Source organism: Streptococcus sp. 32226D021BW (assembly GCF_053545015.1).
In genome coordinates, this window is sequence record NZ_JBPPVC010000005.1 from 22,964 (window position 1) to 38,711 (window position 15,748).

The following is a 15,748-nucleotide window of genomic DNA, read 5'->3' on the forward strand; positions in this document are numbered from 1 at the left end:
TTATCACCTCTCGTTGATTTGTTTTAAGATTGCTTGTAGTTTCTCAGGTATTGGTAGACCAATTCGAACGGTATTTTCTAGAATGCTTAACCCCTCATTACTGAGATAAAAGAATATAACCATGGTTCGAATTGTTCCACCCTGCTTGATAATAGCTGTATCAATCAGATGACCAATTGAAACTAAAAATAAAATGGCTATCTTTTTAAAGATGCCACGAAAACCGATACTACTTGACAATTGTTTCTCTACAACTGCCGCAAAAATTCCTGTTAGATAGTCAATAATAATGAAGACCAGTAGGGCATATAGAATACCATCCAACTCTCCAAATAGACTACCAATCAAGCCTCCAATCATGGAAAATAAAATCTTATTAAGTGTTAACAATTCCTTCATCGGTCACCTCACTTTCTACTGAACCTTCCTGCACAATGGAATGGTCTGACCAATCTGGTTGACCGTTCTCATCAAACCGCATCAGATAGAAACAATCATGGAACAGATCAGAAAGGTTCAGTGTTAATGTGGTACTGCCCCACTGATTAAATGCCCAAACTGTTTCTATTGTAACCAACTGCCGCTTTCCATTTTTAATGGCAGGTCGCCTTACTTCTTCAAGATACATGTAAAAATCCTGCTCGGCTGTCTTACATCGGATGAACTCTCCATTCTTACGCATGTAAGCGAGAGCTGTTTCCAAATCAAATGGTTCTGTTACTTTGTCAATATTGAGTAGTGCCATAGCAACTAATCTCCTTTCTATTCTTCAGGTTTTGTCTGAACTTCTAACAACTCAGTCAATTCCTGTTTTTCTTTACGCAATTGACTAAGCTCCTCATCCCTTTCCACCAATTGGATGGCAATGAGGTTCTTAGCGGTAATTTCATCAGAGAGCTTTGTGACAAGCTCCTGAATAGTTAGTTTTAATGATTGGTTGATTTGTTCTAGATTCATCCGTGAACTCCTTTATTTAATCGTATCCCATGTCAAGATGACATCACCTCGACCTGTGATGTTTACTAAGTGTTTAAAATTGTGGTTGAATTGATGAAGAACATCTTTCAAACTGACGTAGGTTGTACCGTTTCGATAGATGCGGATATCTCCGATATTCAAAATTGAACTTGGTCGGTCAGATGCTTTAAAGGCATCAATACTCAGTCGGTTAGGCAACGTTACTATTTCCCAACCATCTGGATTGGTATATGGAGCACTAGCTAAACGTACTTTATCGCCTACCACATCAATTTGGTCGGTATCTGTACCGTTCCATGCTCGAATTCCTACAAAGCCACCGTCATTGGCATTCCAGTTGTTCCATCGATTGGAACCGATAATGGTTACACCACATGGCTTGCCGTTTGAGGTACCTGTTTCAAATGAAACCCACTGGTGAGGATAACCACTAACCTCACGAGAAATGGATGGAGAGTTTGTAAAGAACTTGATGTTTCCAAGTGACAGATTGATTTTCATGGCTCCGTTGATTGCTGACAAAATACCGCCTGAAATTTTGTTGGCAGATAGGGTTACTGACTGCACTTGGGTTATAAAGGCCGATTTGGCAAACAACTGCTTGAGATAGGCATCTGTTGCCATAAACTTGGTAAAGAATGCTTGGTCAACCTTTAACTTATCTGCAGTGATTACTTCTGCTCCAATACGAGCTGCTGATATGATACCTGACGTAATCTTGCCTGCATCAAGACTGGCAATCTTTCCGCTCGCAATCACACCATCTTGGATATAGGTTGTGCCTGTAATTTGGACGAGTTTTCCATCTATTTTGACGGTCCCATCCTTATTGAGATTGAGCTGACTGAGGACTGTTCCTGCACTTGTCAAATTTCGAACCGACCACGCCCCAGCAAGTGTTGAAACCTGAGTTTGAATGGCATTGACGGCAGCCGTTGTTGCTCGACTTGTTTCTAGATTGCCAACTCGTGTCACAATCCCAGTAGCCGTTTGAACAACCTGACTGATTTGATTGGTGTGATCTCCAATTGTTCGAGTGTGACTGCTTACAGTATCCCGCACTTCATGAAAAGCTGTCACTGTCGTAAAGTCTTCTAACGATGGTGTCCAATAGTCTGGAAAGATATCACCAGTTGAAACCATTAAGGCTCTCACATGGAACTTACCAGTTTTAACTCCATCTATTCTGACTTGAAGTTCAAATCCTTTAGAGTGTTGGTACATCTCTTGAGTGACGGTGGCGGTCAGTTTAATCAAGCGATAGTTGTTACCCGTTGTCAGATTGCTGCTCCATTTATTGTAGAAAGGGTGATACAAATTCCAGTTGGTCCATGTCCAAACATTTTGACTATCCAATATTGGACCTTGAAGTTTCATAGTACGAGTCGTTACAGCAGGGTCAAAGGTAATCTCATCCGCTGAGACATGAACATATAAATGAACTTTTGATCCAACATAGATACCACTACTATCTCCAAATTGAACTCTTCCTAAAGAGGCTACCCAGTTACTATTGGCATTTATCGTCTGATAAGCACCCCATCTATCCGAAGTACCAGCTATTAAGTTGCGATGCGAAACTGAGGTAGGGATTCTGCTTTCCGTTTGACTGATTCGCTGGGTAAAACTATCAGAGGTGGTTCTAACCAAATTCTGCACACTCGTTGTCGTCGCATAGGGTTGCAGAGAACTGCTGGTTAGATAGCCACGTCCAGTAATATTGTAATCGACCTGTGACTTGGTTTGGTAGCCTTTTGAGTTAATAGCTGATTCAACTTGCGTACTTGTTAGTCGTTGTTCAATTTGCCCAGCCTGTGTTCGGATAGTAGATTCTGCACTTGCTACTCGACCAGTCAAGCTATTAAAATCTGTCTTTGCAACTTTCTGTGAAATGGCATCATTGGCAATCCGTAAATCAGCCTTGGTTTGGGTAATCTGACTAGCGTTTGTGTTGGCCTTAGCCAAGGCGTTATCAGCGATTGTTTTTACCCCTTCAAGAACTGTCTTATCAGCCTTAAGCAAGATGGATTGCTGTGTTTGTTGGATGGATGTAGTATGTCCTTCAACTATTCGTTTTACTGTATTAAAGTCTGTTTGACTAACCTTTGAGGATACATCCGAAACTAATTGGCGAATCTGTGTCTCACTACTAGAAATCTTTCCATTTGTCTCGGTTAATCTTGTAGAAACCTGCTCCACACCAGAAGCCGTTTGAGTGATGAGTGTCCGTTGGGTGTTCAATTCACCAGCAATATCTGCTGGATTTTCTGAATAGCCTGTGTCTAGTGAGGTCTTTGCGACTTTCAATCCTGCCACATAGAATTTATTGCCATTTGGGATAGTGCTTGCATTGTACTCCGTTCGAAATTGGAGTGATCCATCAGATAAGACATGAACTGTTTTCCAGTAGCGTTTCCAGTCACTTGTGACAGATATGATATCATCAGATTCTCTCACTCTTGCGACTGGAGCACGATAGACACTCGAACCAGTCCAAACAGATGAGACTTTAATGGAGGAGAGAGGTTGATTAGCTCTAGCATAAAAGCTAAAGGTTATAACATCTCCTGCTTTCACAACAATATTCTGATGACTTCCGTTATAACCCGCTTGGGTAGAGCGAACTACCAGTCCTCTGAAATTCTCTGTTTCGGTAAACCAGTTGTTCCCTAAATGCCAGGCATTTCCTCTATTCGACCAATCACGAGTACCAGTCATCAAATTTAGACCATCTAGGCTAGTTGGAATTTTCGCATCCACCTGACTGATTTCAGTTGTTATGCGATTCCCCAATTGCGTAATCGAGGACTCGGCAGTTTCGATTCTCTGTTTTGCTTGGTTAAAATCGCTAGTCTTTACTCGCTGAGAAATTTGGTCTGCTTGTACTTGAATCATGGATTCTGCACCGGTTACTCGACCAGTCAGACTATCCACCAGTTGCTTACTCGCAAGAAGTTTTATATCCTCCTTGGTTTGCGAGAGATTGGTACTGACAGTAGCCAACTGTCCACTTAATAGTGATTTTGCTACATCAACCAATCGACTGGCTTCAGAGATAGCTTGTGATTTAGCTGTCGCAATCTTTGTCTCTGTCTGACTACGCTCCGTTGAAGTCAATCGGTTAGCTTCTTTAATGGCATCAAGCTTGGCTTGTTCTGCTCTTCTGATGGCTTCTGTGGCCCCAGTTTGAGCCTGTTCTGCCTTCAGTTTGGCTTCTGTGGCTAGGTTGGTGTTTACCGCAGCCTTTGCCAATAAATCACGAGTTGTGCGTTGCTGTGCCTCTCCTTGTTGCCACATCTGTTGGTGAATAGTAGAAAGTTCACTATCAATGCTAGCCTTTAATCGATCCGCATAGACCTCCCCACGACTTTGAGCCTGTTCGATAGCGTTATCGATGGCTACGTGACGTTTCTCAAATTCTGCTTTAAAGGCTCTGTTGGCATTCTCAAGAGCAATTTCAACGGCAACATCCTCACTCCGCTTATTCCCATCAAGGAGATTATTTGCTAGTGTACTTAAGCTACCGCCAGTTTTACCTGTTCCGATACTTGCCTTATCATCAAATGTGATAGAGCGGTAATTCTTAGCTAAAGGATCATAATCATAGGCGATGGCTTTCTTCCTCACATCAATCCCGTGTAGCTTGCTTTTTAAAGTCACTGTATCGCCTAGATGAACCGTTTGACCATCTAACTCAAATGCCTCAATGATGATGGCATCTTTTGGTTTATCAATTCCCTCTAAGCGAAACTTGCTACTAGCCCACTCTATTAACTCTTGACGAGTTCTGACGCTATTATTTGTATAGGTCACTTCATTGATGAAAGGATAGAAGTTAATCAACGGACTATCTACAGTGACTTGAAGTACAGTCTCCCTATCCTGCCCATCTTGTTTGAAGCTTGAAGTGGCATGGATACGAGTGATAACCTGTGAACTTTCTTTGGTTCGTTGATACTTTTTCAAATTGTAGTGAGTAGAGATAACTACCCCACGGTCTTGTCCTCGCTCACTTTTAATTGATAGGGCAAGGTTATCTCGAACCAATTCTCCCTCCCAAGTACCAAGGATAGAGTGTTTACCATCCAGTAGTGTGGAGTAAAGCGTCTGTTCCTTGTCTGTTGTATAGGTTCTGTTCTTGACAATATCACTTGTAAAAGAAAAATCTCCCAGTGGAGACTTGCTCGCCATGACTAGAGAAGAGAGAGCTGTTGCACAGGCAACTTGTTCACAAGAAAAAGGAGAAACAATTCTAGTCATGACATCATCTGAAATATGATAAGCTGTCACTTCTAGAGTTGAATCACCTTCAATAATTTTCTTGATCCGAAACAACTGGTGTCCTAATACTGGTACTGGACTTCGAACCAAATAATCCTCTTTAAGCTCACGATACAAACCACTATCCGTAATTGGATAGGTAAAGGTCAAAACAAAATCCCCATTCAAGGTTTCCTTGACACTTGCCTTAATGGTCTCTGGGAGTGGTTTCCCATGCCATTTTGCCGTTCGAACGGTTTTGTCTAATAAAGATAGCACTAAGCCCACCCCCAATTCATTTCTATTGTTAATGATGTAATGCCAGCACCTAAGACAACTCCAACCGAGTCATTTCTGGCCGCATCAATGGAAATAAAATCGCCAGACCATTTTACAGGCTGACCTCTTTGTGTCTTAAAACTTGGCTGACTAGGATTATTATCCATAATGAGTGTTTCTTGTAATCGCTCCAAGCGGATGACATCATCCCCAATCGTAAAGCTAGTTTCACTAGTCGAGTTGCCACTTATGGTAATCTTTGGAAAAGCAATGGCTGAACCTTGACTTCTAAAAGTACCACTAGTCCTAAACACCTGCGAGGTCGTCGTTTTGAACCACTTGGTTGGGTGACAAGAAAATGTAACCTTAAACTCATACACCCCCAGCTTATCCTTTTGAACTGGAGTATGGTGTACCTTGTAACACCAAAAGCGTATGGTCTTGAAACTAGCGTTCTCAAGCCAAAATCCTTCTTTCAAAAATAGCTTCAAAAAGGATAATAACTGTTCTTCACTAGGTTTTACAAGATAGAGGGTGTAGCTCAGTTCCATGACACTTCTGCGAGGATTGGTTTGAAGAACCGCTCCTGACAGGCCTTGGTGTTCTATCAATTGCGTCTTACTTTCACTTACTGTGATTGAAGGACTATCTTCCACGATTACCTTAAAAGGAAAAGAACTCGTGGACACTCCACCAATGGTTAATGCATTATGTTTAATCATGGTTTCACTCCTCTCAATCCTTGTTGACGTTCTAATTCATACACTAGTTTTTCTCCAACCATCTCCGCTAGTCGGTAAAGATCAGTCTCTTCTCTGACTGTGTTACCTGTAATAGTGATGTGAATGGGTGGTAGATTGCTTGTCATGGTCTTTGCGATTCCTCGACCAATGGCACCCAAGGTTTGTTCATTCAAAGGTAACACCGCTTCTTTTCCTGCTTCACCACCAACCATCAGGCTATTGCCATTCATTCCAAATGCGGTTGGTTTGGTTAGAATACCACCTTTGGCATACCAATCGATGGAAATTCTAGGAATTCCACCCTTCAACCAATCAAGAGGATTGGCAGACCCAGACACCCTAAAGTGAGGGAGGGGGATATGCGGCCAGCGAATTTGGAAGTTAAAGAGATTTTTGATGGCATTGATAGCGTTACTCACGGCATCTTTTGCCCCATGGATGGCATTTGAAATGGTATTCTTGACACCATTCCAAACGGATGACACCGTGCTTGAAATGCCATTCAAGACACTAGAGACCGTGTTTCGGATACTGTTCCAAATATTGGAGACTGTTGAGCCGATGTTAGATAAAATACTGGATATGGTCGATTGGATTGCTGACCAAATGGATGAAACGACTGAACTGATAGCTGTCAGTAAATTTGAGATGGTATTCTTGATACCTGTCCAAGCAATTGAGATGTACTGGACGATGAAATTGAGGGCTAAGGAAATAAGGGACTTGATGCCCTCCCATGCCATCGACAAGACCTGTTTGATGGTTTCCCAAGCGCCAGTCCAATCAGCAGTGATAACCTGCATGACTGCCTTGATGATACCAAGTACCACATTGATAGCAGTCTCGACCACAATCTTTATCATCTCCCAAGCGGCTGTAATGATGAGTTTGATATTCTCCCAACTTGCTTGGATGAGCGGTCCAAGAATAGTCATCACCGTTTGAATAACCGTAGTGATGGCATTCCATACCGTGGTTGCAGCATTTAGAATCAATTGCTGGTTTTCAGTCCACCATGTGGTTAGCGTTCCCCAGATGGACATAACAAAACTAGAAATCTGCTGGATGATCATGGACAGAAAGGCATAGATACTATTCCAGATTTCCGTCACAACCGTTCGAAAGCCTTCGTGATTCGTCCAGAGTTCTTTTAACCCAACAATCAGTAAGGTAATGGCAGCTACAATACCAACAATAATCCCCACAATCGGCAAGAATGCCGTTATCATTCCAACAACGGTTGTCCCCATAGCGGCTGCCGCAACCTGTAAGCCCAAGAAAACTGGAAGTAACATCCCTACCACGGCTAAAATACCTGTGAAGATAATGACGACTTCCTTGATGGGACTGGATAAGTTGGTAAACCAAGTCGCTAGTTGACTAACAATGTCTGCCAAACTTTGAAAGACTGGAATAAGCATCTCCAGAATCGGTTGACCGATTGCTGCTAGAGCATTAGTTCCAGACTGTCTTAAGTTACCCAGAACGTTTTCCAGTCCGTCTGATTCCCTTGCAGCTTGTCCCAGGGCTCCAGAGAGTTCATTGCCGTCCTCTACCATTTGAAGGAGGGTTAACTGCTTCTGAGCTTCTGAAAGTTCATTGAAGGACTTTCCATAGAGCTTGTTTGCCGCTGCATTACGAGTGGTTTCTGTCGCAGAAATACCTAGAGCTGCGTCATTTTCATAGTTTCCTTTGAGGAAGGACTGCAGGTTTTCGGTGACTTCTTCGATGGATTTGTCGTAAAATGCTGCCCCATCAGCCGCTGCTCTGGTGGCACGAGTGGTCAGATCCAAAGCCTGAGCCGTATCCATCCCAGAGGTTTTGGCAAAGGAAGCCATCTGAGTGAAGGAGCCTTGAAGACGCTCTGGAACAATGTCCATCTCTTCCCCAATCTTATTGAGGGCATCCTTAGCAGAATTCTCCATATCCCCAAATACGGTAGAGAATTGGGCATTGCTGGCTTGAAGTTGAGCTGCCGCAGACATGGACTCTGTTCCGACTTCGAAGATTTTCTGAGAGATGTCTGCTAGCTTCTCACTGGTCGCTTGAAGTGCCTCAGCCCGAATGGTGTCAGACATGGCTTTCATGCCATCCTGAGCACCATCGGCAGAGGATTTAGTCTCATCCATCTCGTTGTTCAGGTTATTGAGTGCGGTCTTTGCTTGATTCAACTCAGCTTCCATCTTATTGGCTTCAATGGAATTCTCACCATATTCACTCTTTGTCAGGGCTAGTTGCTTTTCGAGATTGGAAATCTGTTTAGAAACAATTTCTGACTGTGCTCCAATCTTTTGTTGGGCTATGGCATTGCGTTCTGCTTCGGAACTATTGGATGACAAAGCACTTTCTTGTAACTCAAATTGAGATATGACCTTGTTCATCTCACTTGCTAACTGCCCCTGCTCCACTTGGAGTTTATCTAATTGTTGAGCCGCTGAACTACTAGCTCGACCGTGATTCTCAAGTGTTGATGACACATCAGCTAACTTAGTTTCATAGGACGTTAGCAACCTTTGAGTAGTTTCCACCTCACGTTGAAAGGCACGGTACTGGTCTGCCCCAATATCCCCAGCCTTAAATTGAGCTTCCACCTGTGATTGGGCTTGACGGAGCGTTGCCAATTTTTCTTTGGTTGTCTCGACTTGTTTTGCCAAGACTTCCTGCTTTTGAGTAAGGAGGGTGACATTGCCTGTATCAAACTTGAGAGCCTTATCAATTTGTCTTAGTTCTTTGGTAGCTTCAGATGCTTGTTTGTTTACACCCTTTAAGGCATCTTGTAAGGGTTGAGTATCGCCACCAATTTCAATCGTAATTCCCTTTATGTTTCCTGCCATAGTCCCTCCTTTCTACCATCAGAAATTATCAAAATCAGCTTGAGTTGCTGGGCGTGTTTGAGAAGTTTCTCGAGTACGCATCTCCACATAGTCCGTTTGGTAGTCAAGTGCCATCCCAATAGAGATATGTTTTAAATCGTCAATAGTCAGACCAGTCTCCTTACAACAGGAGAAATAACTCTCTACTGTGAAGATTTCTTCACTCGCTGTTTCTGTTTCATCTGCTTTTTTCTGGTTGACATCCCTTGGTTCAACATATTCATCAAGACAGGGGCTACTTCCTGCACTGGAAATTCTTCCATCTCCATATAAAAATCCACAAATGGTTTCACTCGTGGATTGGCTGACTTCGCAAAAACCCAAAAGATTCGATGGAAAAATGTCATATCGAAATCAGACAGAATAGAAACATCAATATGATGGGCCTGTAATTCCTCTCCATCTTCTAACTGGTCAAGTTTTGCCAAGATTGCTTGACTATTGACCATCGAGAATAAGTCTTGGAAATAGTCCTTACCAAACTGCTCTTTATAAGCAATTGGTGTGTAGGCATTGGTTGCTAACTCGTAGGTCGTGCCTGCTATGGTAATACTTTCTCTCATGGCCATCTCCCTTACTTACGAGGTTCAAATACTGCCTTGAACCAGTTTTGACGAATCTCATCGCTCGTTTCCTCCGTTGTTCGTCGACGTACAACCTTATCAAGTGGGCGAGGGCTGGCAGTAAAGGTCAACTCTACCTCATTGATATCTGAACCAGACTTGGTTTTTGAACCAACAGTCGGACGAGATGCGTAACAATAATACAAAACGTGTAATGTTTCTTTTTTATCCCCTTCGAAACGGAACATCAAGGCAAAATTTTTCTTTTCGCTGTTTGCGATCTCTGAAATGGTGTTTGTCGTCGCATCCAACTGTTCTCCAAGGACTCGTGTCAAAAATTCCTGCGTTAAAAGAGCAACTTTTAGTGTTCCTTCGTAACCATCGTTTGACTCTGTTGTATAAAAATTGATATTGTCTGCCTTATAAGAACCCTTATCTCCTGTTGGTTCAAGGGTTAATTCTGCAGCACCACGAAGTCGTTCTACATTGCCGTATGTCAACGTACCATCAGAACCTTCGCTTGTAACTTCTGCCCAATGGACATCTTGTAGTCCAAAGGTGACCTTATTCTTTTCAGCCATATTATCCTCCATGTAATGTGATGTAATAGGTTATTAGGTAGAGTTTCTCTGATGAGATATAGGTCTCTACTTTTTCAAAATAAATAAGGTGGCTGTCAAATAATGACTCCACCTTGTGTTCAGTTGCTAAATCTTTCTTAGTGGTATAGAGTTCCACTTGCAGGTTATTCTGCTTATGATAAGACCAATTGTCTGCACTATGATTATCTGAATCAGTCACCAAATATACTAGATACGGTGGTCTTGGATGACTCCCTTCTTCAAAATGATGGTAGGCGACTGGGAGCTGTAATTCTTTGAGAATGGAGTACATTTCACTCAGTAACATGTCCTATCACACTCGCTTTCTCAGCTTTTCTTCTAAGGATTGTATCGCTTGTTTCTCAACGGGAGCGATATGCTTGATTCCCTCAACTCGCCCACCAGAGCTTTTGGCATGACCATTTTCTAACAGATGCGTCAGGCCTGGCGTTCGATTATGAATGGTCTTGGTTAGACCTGTACTAGTATCAATCGTTGCTTTACTCTTCCACCCTTTGGCATAGGAACCACTCTTTCTAGGTGACGTTGCTTTCAAGGTTTCGATGGATTCCTCGGTGACTTCCTCTACAACTTCACGCATCACCTCTGTTGTATCATCTACAAATTCCGCCAGCTCATTTGCGATGGCAGTTTCTAGTGCATCTAGTTCAATTCTAGTCATAACTCTCCTCCCTAATGGCGACGATGTAAATCAGTTGACGTGGCACTGTATCTCCATCAATAGACTCAATCTCATAGGTTTGACCACGAAATTGAATGTGAGTCGTTAAGGAATGAAGTCCAAGAATTGCCTTTTCATACCTGAGGGTGAACTGGACTTTCTCTTGTTCCAGTTTCGTCACACTCCCATCCCTTTCAGTCAAGGTGAGAGGACGACAAGAGCACCACCGGTCAAATAAAGGTATCCATGTCGAAGTTTCATTGCCAATCTCATCTTGAACAATCTGTCGAACATGAAACACCAAGCGTTCCCTCAAAGGTGCAATCTTCATCAGAACACATCCTTTCGTTCGGCCAACAACAAGTGATAAAGTGTTTCTTTCAACTCCTTATGATTTGCATCTTCTCTGTGTTCATAAAGATAGGCAACCCCATAAAGGATTGCCGTCTTTAGAACGTCTGAATAAATTGATTGTCGCAAAATATCTTCGCAGAGTTGTTGACTGGTTTCAAGCAACTGCTCAATCAGTCCATCCTCATCATCGTGTTCAACTTTGAGATACTGTTTTGCTTCCGCTAAACTAACCATGACTACTTAGCCTTTACTGTTAGTGTCTTCACGGCTTCAGGTAGGACTAACTTACCATCAACACGTTGTGACGCAAGAAAACCAATCTGTCCATTATTGGCATAGAGTTCGTTCAATCGTTTGAAGGTCCGACCTTGACGGTCCGCAATCCAATAATATGAGAAATCACCAAATGCAATGGCCTTGTTTCCTGCTTCAGGAAGTGGAGCAAAGGTTGAGGTATAGTATGGACGATTTAGAATCAAATCTGGTTGTCCAGCTTGTGTTGACGGTTGCCAGATGTAATTGCCATTATTGTCCTTGAGTTTACGGATAGCTTTGACAGTCGTATCATGTAAAATCCAAACTGCGTTCTTACGATATGGTGCTGGTAGAGAATGATACAATTCAATCATGTCATCAAAGGTAATATCCTTTGTAGCAGTCGTTGGGCCTGTAACTTCTGCCTGAGTAAAGATACCTGTCGGTTTCTTAGAACCGTCACCAATCAAGAATGCCTTTTCTTCTTCCGTTCCAATTCGACGAGCAAATTCAGCTGTCATATAGGACTCAAGGTCGAATACTGAATCATTAAGCAACTCTTCTGAAATACGAATGGCAGTACCAATCTTATGAGAGTCGAGTGTCACCTGACCAAAGGTTTCTTCTGTTTCAGGGTAAAGTCCATTTTCATCCATCCATGAGGCTGAACCATGTCCTGTCACAACAGGAATCTTACGCTCACCACTAGATGTTTTAATAACAGTCGCAAGGCTGCGGAAGAAATTCTCTTCTTGTAATCCTTGAACCAGTTTCTTCTCATACTCATTAGGAACAAGATGACCACCTTCGGTATCTTCTCCTACTCGAAGGACGTCTTTGACATCAAAGAAGTGACGCTTACGGACACTTGTCCAAAATGTCTTGGCATAGCTATCTGAAGCCACACCTTTCTTTTCCTCTTCAGTAGTCTTGTCATTCAAAACTGTAGTGGGCTGCCCAATTAGAGCCTGTGATGCTGGTTGAGCAAGTTCAAGGTCAATCTTTTCTTGACGCTCCAATCGAGCAATCTCTTGATTGTAGAGGTTGATTTTTGCTTCCATATCATCATAGCGTTTAGAATCTTCCTCAGATACAAGTCCATCTTCTGTTCGAACAGAATCAAGGAAGGTTTTTGCTTGTTGCCAAGCTTGGTTACGTTTTTCTTTCAATTCTAGTAATTTAGACATCAGTTCATTTTCCTTTCGTTATTTGAGCAAATTCAATCGTTTTTCCAACTGATTGATAGGGATTGTTTTCTTTGGTTGTTGGACTCCAAGTTTCGCCTGCATTTTGACAAGTAAATCTTGTTGGGCAGCAGTTCGACTGAAAGAATAACTCTCAATATCCATTCCATGTTCCTCTTGTTTGTCAAAGAGAATCTTGTCCGCAAAGCCTAGTTCAACAGCCTTTTTGGCATTGAACCACGACTCCGAATCCATTAGATGCGAAAGCTTAGTTCTTGACAATCCTGTTCTTAGTTCATAGGCATTGATGATGGATTCCTTAATTTCTCCCAACATTTCAATGACCTTCTGCATATCCTTGGCTTCACCTTGTGCCACAGTCCAAGGGTTGTGAATCATCATCATGGCAACCGGACTCATAGAAACCGTTGTACCTGCCATGGCAATGACACTAGCAGCACTTGCGGCTAATCCATCAATCACTACATGGACATCACCTTTGTAATCCATCAGCATGTTATAGATTTGAGCAGCCGCAAAAACATCACCCCCTGGACTATTAATCCAGAGGGTGATGTCTCCGTTTCCTGCTTGTAAATCATTTTTAAATACTTGTGGCGTGACTTCATCGCCAAACCACGTCTCATCAGCAATCTGTCCTTCTATTCGAAGTGTGCGACCACTATCATCTTCTGTAAAATTCCAAAACTTATGCATCCGTATCCTCCTCAGATTGGGTTTCTTGTTCTACCGGTGCTTGTTTCATAAAGCCACCCGCATCCTTCAATTTCGTCATGTTTCCATTTATCAAGTAGAGATTACCTCCTTCCTCATCTGAGAGGAGGTTTAAGTCCTCAAGTTCACGTATATCATTTGTCGACAGCCAGCCATTTTGTCTCCCAATCGCATAGCCATTCATTCGACTCTGATAATCACCACGAAGAAGACCATCCACATTAAACTTCACAAAGTAGGTTTTCTTTTCTTCGGGTAAAAAAAGAGACCTCTTGAAAGCCTGTTCGAGACGAACTACCCAAGGGTCTAAGGTATATTTAACAAATTCTAGAGATTGTTGCTCAATGTTTGAAAATGAGGATTTCTCCAAGTCACCAACCATATGAGGTGGAATGCGGTAGAGCCTTGTAATTTCATTGATTTGGAATTTTCTTGTCTGAAGGAACTGGGCTTCTTCAGGTGGAATGCCTACTTGAGTGTATTTCATCCCTTCCTCAAGAACTGCCACTTTATGGGCATTGGTTACCCCACTGTAGACTGCATTCCATGAATCTCTCACTCGTTTGGGATCTTTGAGAATCCCTGGATGTTCCAAAACACCACCTGGATTTGCACCATTTTTAAAGAATGATGCCCCATAGTTTTCCGTAGCCAAGGTCATGCCGATAGCATTTTTTGCAAGGGCAATTGGAGAATAACCTATCAAGCCATCAAAACCAAGACCAGGTACATGAAGAACATCTTCTGCTCTCAAGATAGCATCTCCCTTTTCCTTAAAGTTTGGATTTTCCTCTGACTGACGCTTGTATTTGTAGTAGAGCTTACCACTCTCGTCTCGATGAACTGACATCTTATCTGGTAAGAGTGGGTAAAGACTGATAACTTGTCCACTCCTATCTCGGATAATCTGGACATAGGCATTTCCCCATATCAATAGATGGGTCATCAAGGTTTCTCTAAAGACAAAGGATGACATCTCAGAGTTAGGTTCATCATGTAAGAGAAAATAAAGGGGATGTTCCACCTTCTTCTCCTTTCCAGTTGCCGTTCTCTCATAAACATGAATGGGGAGTGAAGCTACTGCTTCAGCTAAGATACGAACACAAGCATAGACAGCTGTCGTCTGCATAGCTTTAAACTCATCCACATTCTCCCCACTGGTCGTTCGTCCAAACAGATATGAGAAGTCCTGACCTTCATAACTATTTCGTGGTTTATCTCTAGCCCGCTTACGTCCCAATAAATCTAGTAGTCCCATAGTTCCTCCTTTTGAGTACGAAAAAAGCACCTCCCCTTTGGAGATGCATTGAATTGTGATATGAAATTTCAACTAACATCATTACAATTTACTGTTCTGTGCAATAGTCAACATTCCTATTTTGCCAACTCTCTAAAAGCATCAATATGGCGTGAAAAAACCGAAGTTGTAACATCATCCAATGTTGATTGTTCAACAACTGTAGGTGTTGCCTGTTCCATATCTAATAGACAATAACAGTCATCAGATTTATTTATGGGAATATTATTTTTTATAACCACTGAGAATACCTTTTCCTTAATTTTCGCATAGAAAAATGGCCGTTATTTATTGAATAATTTAGCCCAATTTTGCTTAGAGTTCAAAATCCTTGCAACATAAACCTCATGGTTATCAATGTAATAAAAAGCTAGATAATTCTCGATTGGCATATATCGGTACCGTTTGCCATCATCTGTCAATTCCCCGTAACCACGACTAGACACCAAAGGACATGCTTCAGGAAAGGTCTCTAGAGTTTCAAGTGCAGTTAGGATAAGGTCTAGTTTGCTGTCGGCAGATTGTTGACTATAGAAATTATGTAAAATATAGTCATGAATCCCTCCTAAGTCCCTTTTGGCTTGATCCGTAAGGGAAACATGGTATCGTTTATGATTATTCAAGACCAAATTCCTTTCTCACATCAGCTAAAGATGTTAGTTTCCCTTGCTCAATTTCTTGATGGCCAATTAGAATTTCCTTTTTCAAGTCTTCAAAAGCAACTTGATACTGCGTCTCTTGTAAATCACTGTTTACGAACTCTTTGGGATCAACTGCTCCAGTCGCAATTTTACGAAGAGCAGCATTGAAGATATCAGACAGAGTCAGCTTTTCATCTGCTAAAATTTCTTTAGTTTGTTTATAAAAAGTTGAATCTGCTCTAAAGTTGACGGGCTGTGTGCTTGCCATAGTTCTTACCTCATTGTAAAGATGATTTGTAAAT

At 42.0% G+C, this 15,748-nt stretch carries 17 protein-coding genes; all 17 read right to left on the reverse strand.

The genetic code is table 11. The features are described 5' to 3' along the window. Positions 1-3: 3 nt before the first annotated feature. On the reverse strand, positions 4-399 hold the full coding sequence (locus ACEE44_RS04385) for a phage holin family protein (protein WP_002943563.1): 396 nt from the start codon (positions 397-399) through the stop codon (positions 4-6). Continuing rightward, positions 377-745 carry a hypothetical protein gene (locus ACEE44_RS04390; protein WP_449166315.1) on the reverse strand — a complete coding sequence of 123 codons (369 nt, stop codon included), beginning with the start codon at positions 743-745 and terminating at the stop codon, positions 377-379. The genes ACEE44_RS04385 and ACEE44_RS04390 overlap by 23 nt, the downstream gene beginning before the upstream one ends. A 17-nt stretch (positions 746-762) precedes the next feature. After that, on the reverse strand, positions 763-957 hold the full coding sequence (locus ACEE44_RS04395; RefSeq protein ID WP_105155517.1) for a hypothetical protein: 195 nt from the start codon (positions 955-957) through the stop codon (positions 763-765). A 12-nt stretch (positions 958-969) separates the two neighbouring features. Then, positions 970-5,517: a phage tail spike protein gene (locus ACEE44_RS04400; protein ID WP_449171402.1), complete on the reverse strand. Its 4,548-nt coding sequence runs from the start codon at positions 5,515-5,517 to the stop codon at positions 970-972. After that, a complete protein-coding gene (locus ACEE44_RS04405; RefSeq protein WP_029180492.1) occupies positions 5,517-6,239 on the reverse strand; it encodes a phage tail protein in 723 nt (240 codons plus the stop codon). Before ACEE44_RS04405 ends, ACEE44_RS04400 begins: the two co-directional genes overlap by 1 nt. Continuing rightward, positions 6,236-9,094 carry a phage tail tape measure protein gene (locus tag ACEE44_RS04410; RefSeq protein WP_449171403.1) on the reverse strand — a complete coding sequence of 953 codons (2,859 nt, stop codon included), beginning with the start codon at positions 9,092-9,094 and terminating at the stop codon, positions 6,236-6,238. The genes ACEE44_RS04405 and ACEE44_RS04410 overlap by 4 nt, the downstream gene beginning before the upstream one ends. Positions 9,095-9,276: 182 nt before the next feature. Next, positions 9,277-9,696 carry a hypothetical protein gene (locus ACEE44_RS04415; RefSeq protein WP_003054982.1) on the reverse strand — a complete coding sequence of 140 codons (420 nt, stop codon included), beginning with the start codon at positions 9,694-9,696 and terminating at the stop codon, positions 9,277-9,279. Between the two features lie 11 nt (positions 9,697-9,707). After that, entirely contained in the window at positions 9,708-10,277 is a 570-nt protein-coding gene (locus tag ACEE44_RS04420; protein ID WP_014636346.1) for a major tail protein, read from the reverse strand. A gap of 1 nt (position 10,278) precedes the next feature. Continuing rightward, entirely contained in the window at positions 10,279-10,605 is a 327-nt protein-coding gene (locus tag ACEE44_RS04425; protein ID WP_449171404.1) for a hypothetical protein, read from the reverse strand. Positions 10,606-10,611: 6 nt separating this feature from the next. Beyond that, positions 10,612-10,980 (reverse strand): HK97 gp10 family phage protein, encoded by a 369-nt coding sequence (locus ACEE44_RS04430; protein WP_449171405.1) that lies wholly within the window; start codon positions 10,978-10,980, stop codon positions 10,612-10,614. Beyond that, positions 10,973-11,311, reverse strand: coding sequence for a head-tail adaptor protein (locus tag ACEE44_RS04435; protein WP_029173172.1), 339 nt, complete (start codon positions 11,309-11,311; stop codon positions 10,973-10,975). The genes ACEE44_RS04430 and ACEE44_RS04435 overlap by 8 nt, the downstream gene beginning before the upstream one ends. After that, on the reverse strand, positions 11,311-11,568 hold the full coding sequence (locus ACEE44_RS04440; RefSeq protein ID WP_171942537.1) for a head-tail connector protein: 258 nt from the start codon (positions 11,566-11,568) through the stop codon (positions 11,311-11,313). The genes ACEE44_RS04435 and ACEE44_RS04440 overlap by 1 nt, the downstream gene beginning before the upstream one ends. 2 nt (positions 11,569-11,570) lie before the next feature. Beyond that, entirely contained in the window at positions 11,571-12,776 is a 1,206-nt protein-coding gene (locus tag ACEE44_RS04445; RefSeq protein WP_449171406.1) for a phage major capsid protein, read from the reverse strand. An 18-nt stretch (positions 12,777-12,794) separates the two neighbouring features. Further along, a complete protein-coding gene (locus ACEE44_RS04450; protein ID WP_449171407.1) occupies positions 12,795-13,490 on the reverse strand; it encodes a head maturation protease, ClpP-related in 696 nt (231 codons plus the stop codon). Next, the gene (locus ACEE44_RS04455; RefSeq protein WP_449171408.1) at positions 13,483-14,766 is read right to left on the reverse strand and encodes a phage portal protein; all 1,284 of its coding nucleotides are present in this window, start codon (positions 14,764-14,766) and stop codon (positions 13,483-13,485) included. Before ACEE44_RS04455 ends, ACEE44_RS04450 begins: the two co-directional genes overlap by 8 nt. Before the next feature lie 323 nt (positions 14,767-15,089). Further along, positions 15,090-15,428 carry a type II toxin-antitoxin system RelE/ParE family toxin gene (locus tag ACEE44_RS04460; protein ID WP_024411442.1) on the reverse strand — a complete coding sequence of 113 codons (339 nt, stop codon included), beginning with the start codon at positions 15,426-15,428 and terminating at the stop codon, positions 15,090-15,092. Next, positions 15,421-15,714 (reverse strand): type II toxin-antitoxin system RelB/ParD family antitoxin, encoded by a 294-nt coding sequence (relB, locus tag ACEE44_RS04465; protein ID WP_024392798.1) that lies wholly within the window; start codon positions 15,712-15,714, stop codon positions 15,421-15,423. Before relB ends, ACEE44_RS04460 begins: the two co-directional genes overlap by 8 nt. Positions 15,715-15,748: the final 34 nt, after the last annotated feature.

What these genes read in the sequence shown, in the direction of transcription:
- ACEE44_RS04445 (WP_449171406.1), bottom strand. Translation starts at nt 12,776, where the DNA reads ATGTCTAAATTACTAGAATTGAAAGAAAAACGTAACCAAGCTTGGCAA.
- ACEE44_RS04415 (WP_003054982.1), bottom strand. Translation starts at nt 9,696, where the DNA reads ATGAGAGAAAGTATTACCATAGCAGGCACGACCTACGAGTTAGCAACC.
- ACEE44_RS04405 (WP_029180492.1), bottom strand. Translation starts at nt 6,239, where the DNA reads ATGATTAAACATAATGCATTAACCATTGGTGGAGTGTCCACGAGTTCT.
- ACEE44_RS04420 (WP_014636346.1), bottom strand. Translation starts at nt 10,277, where the DNA reads ATGGCTGAAAAGAATAAGGTCACCTTTGGACTACAAGATGTCCATTGG.
- ACEE44_RS04390 (WP_449166315.1), bottom strand. Translation starts at nt 745, where the DNA reads ATGGCACTACTCAATATTGACAAAGTAACAGAACCATTTGATTTGGAA.
- ACEE44_RS04440 (WP_171942537.1), bottom strand. Translation starts at nt 11,568, where the DNA reads ATGGTTAGTTTAGCGGAAGCAAAACAGTATCTCAAAGTTGAACACGAT.
- relB (WP_024392798.1), bottom strand. Translation starts at nt 15,714, where the DNA reads ATGGCAAGCACACAGCCCGTCAACTTTAGAGCAGATTCAACTTTTTAT.
- ACEE44_RS04385 (WP_002943563.1), bottom strand. Translation starts at nt 399, where the DNA reads ATGAAGGAATTGTTAACACTTAATAAGATTTTATTTTCCATGATTGGA.
- ACEE44_RS04430 (WP_449171405.1), bottom strand. Translation starts at nt 10,980, where the DNA reads ATGACTAGAATTGAACTAGATGCACTAGAAACTGCCATCGCAAATGAG.
- ACEE44_RS04425 (WP_449171404.1), bottom strand. Translation starts at nt 10,605, where the DNA reads ATGTTACTGAGTGAAATGTACTCCATTCTCAAAGAATTACAGCTCCCA.
- ACEE44_RS04455 (WP_449171408.1), bottom strand. Translation starts at nt 14,766, where the DNA reads ATGGGACTACTAGATTTATTGGGACGTAAGCGGGCTAGAGATAAACCA.
- ACEE44_RS04410 (WP_449171403.1), bottom strand. Translation starts at nt 9,094, where the DNA reads ATGGCAGGAAACATAAAGGGAATTACGATTGAAATTGGTGGCGATACT.
- ACEE44_RS04395 (WP_105155517.1), bottom strand. Translation starts at nt 957, where the DNA reads ATGAATCTAGAACAAATCAACCAATCATTAAAACTAACTATTCAGGAG.
- ACEE44_RS04435 (WP_029173172.1), bottom strand. Translation starts at nt 11,311, where the DNA reads ATGAAGATTGCACCTTTGAGGGAACGCTTGGTGTTTCATGTTCGACAG.
- ACEE44_RS04450 (WP_449171407.1), bottom strand. Translation starts at nt 13,490, where the DNA reads ATGCATAAGTTTTGGAATTTTACAGAAGATGATAGTGGTCGCACACTT.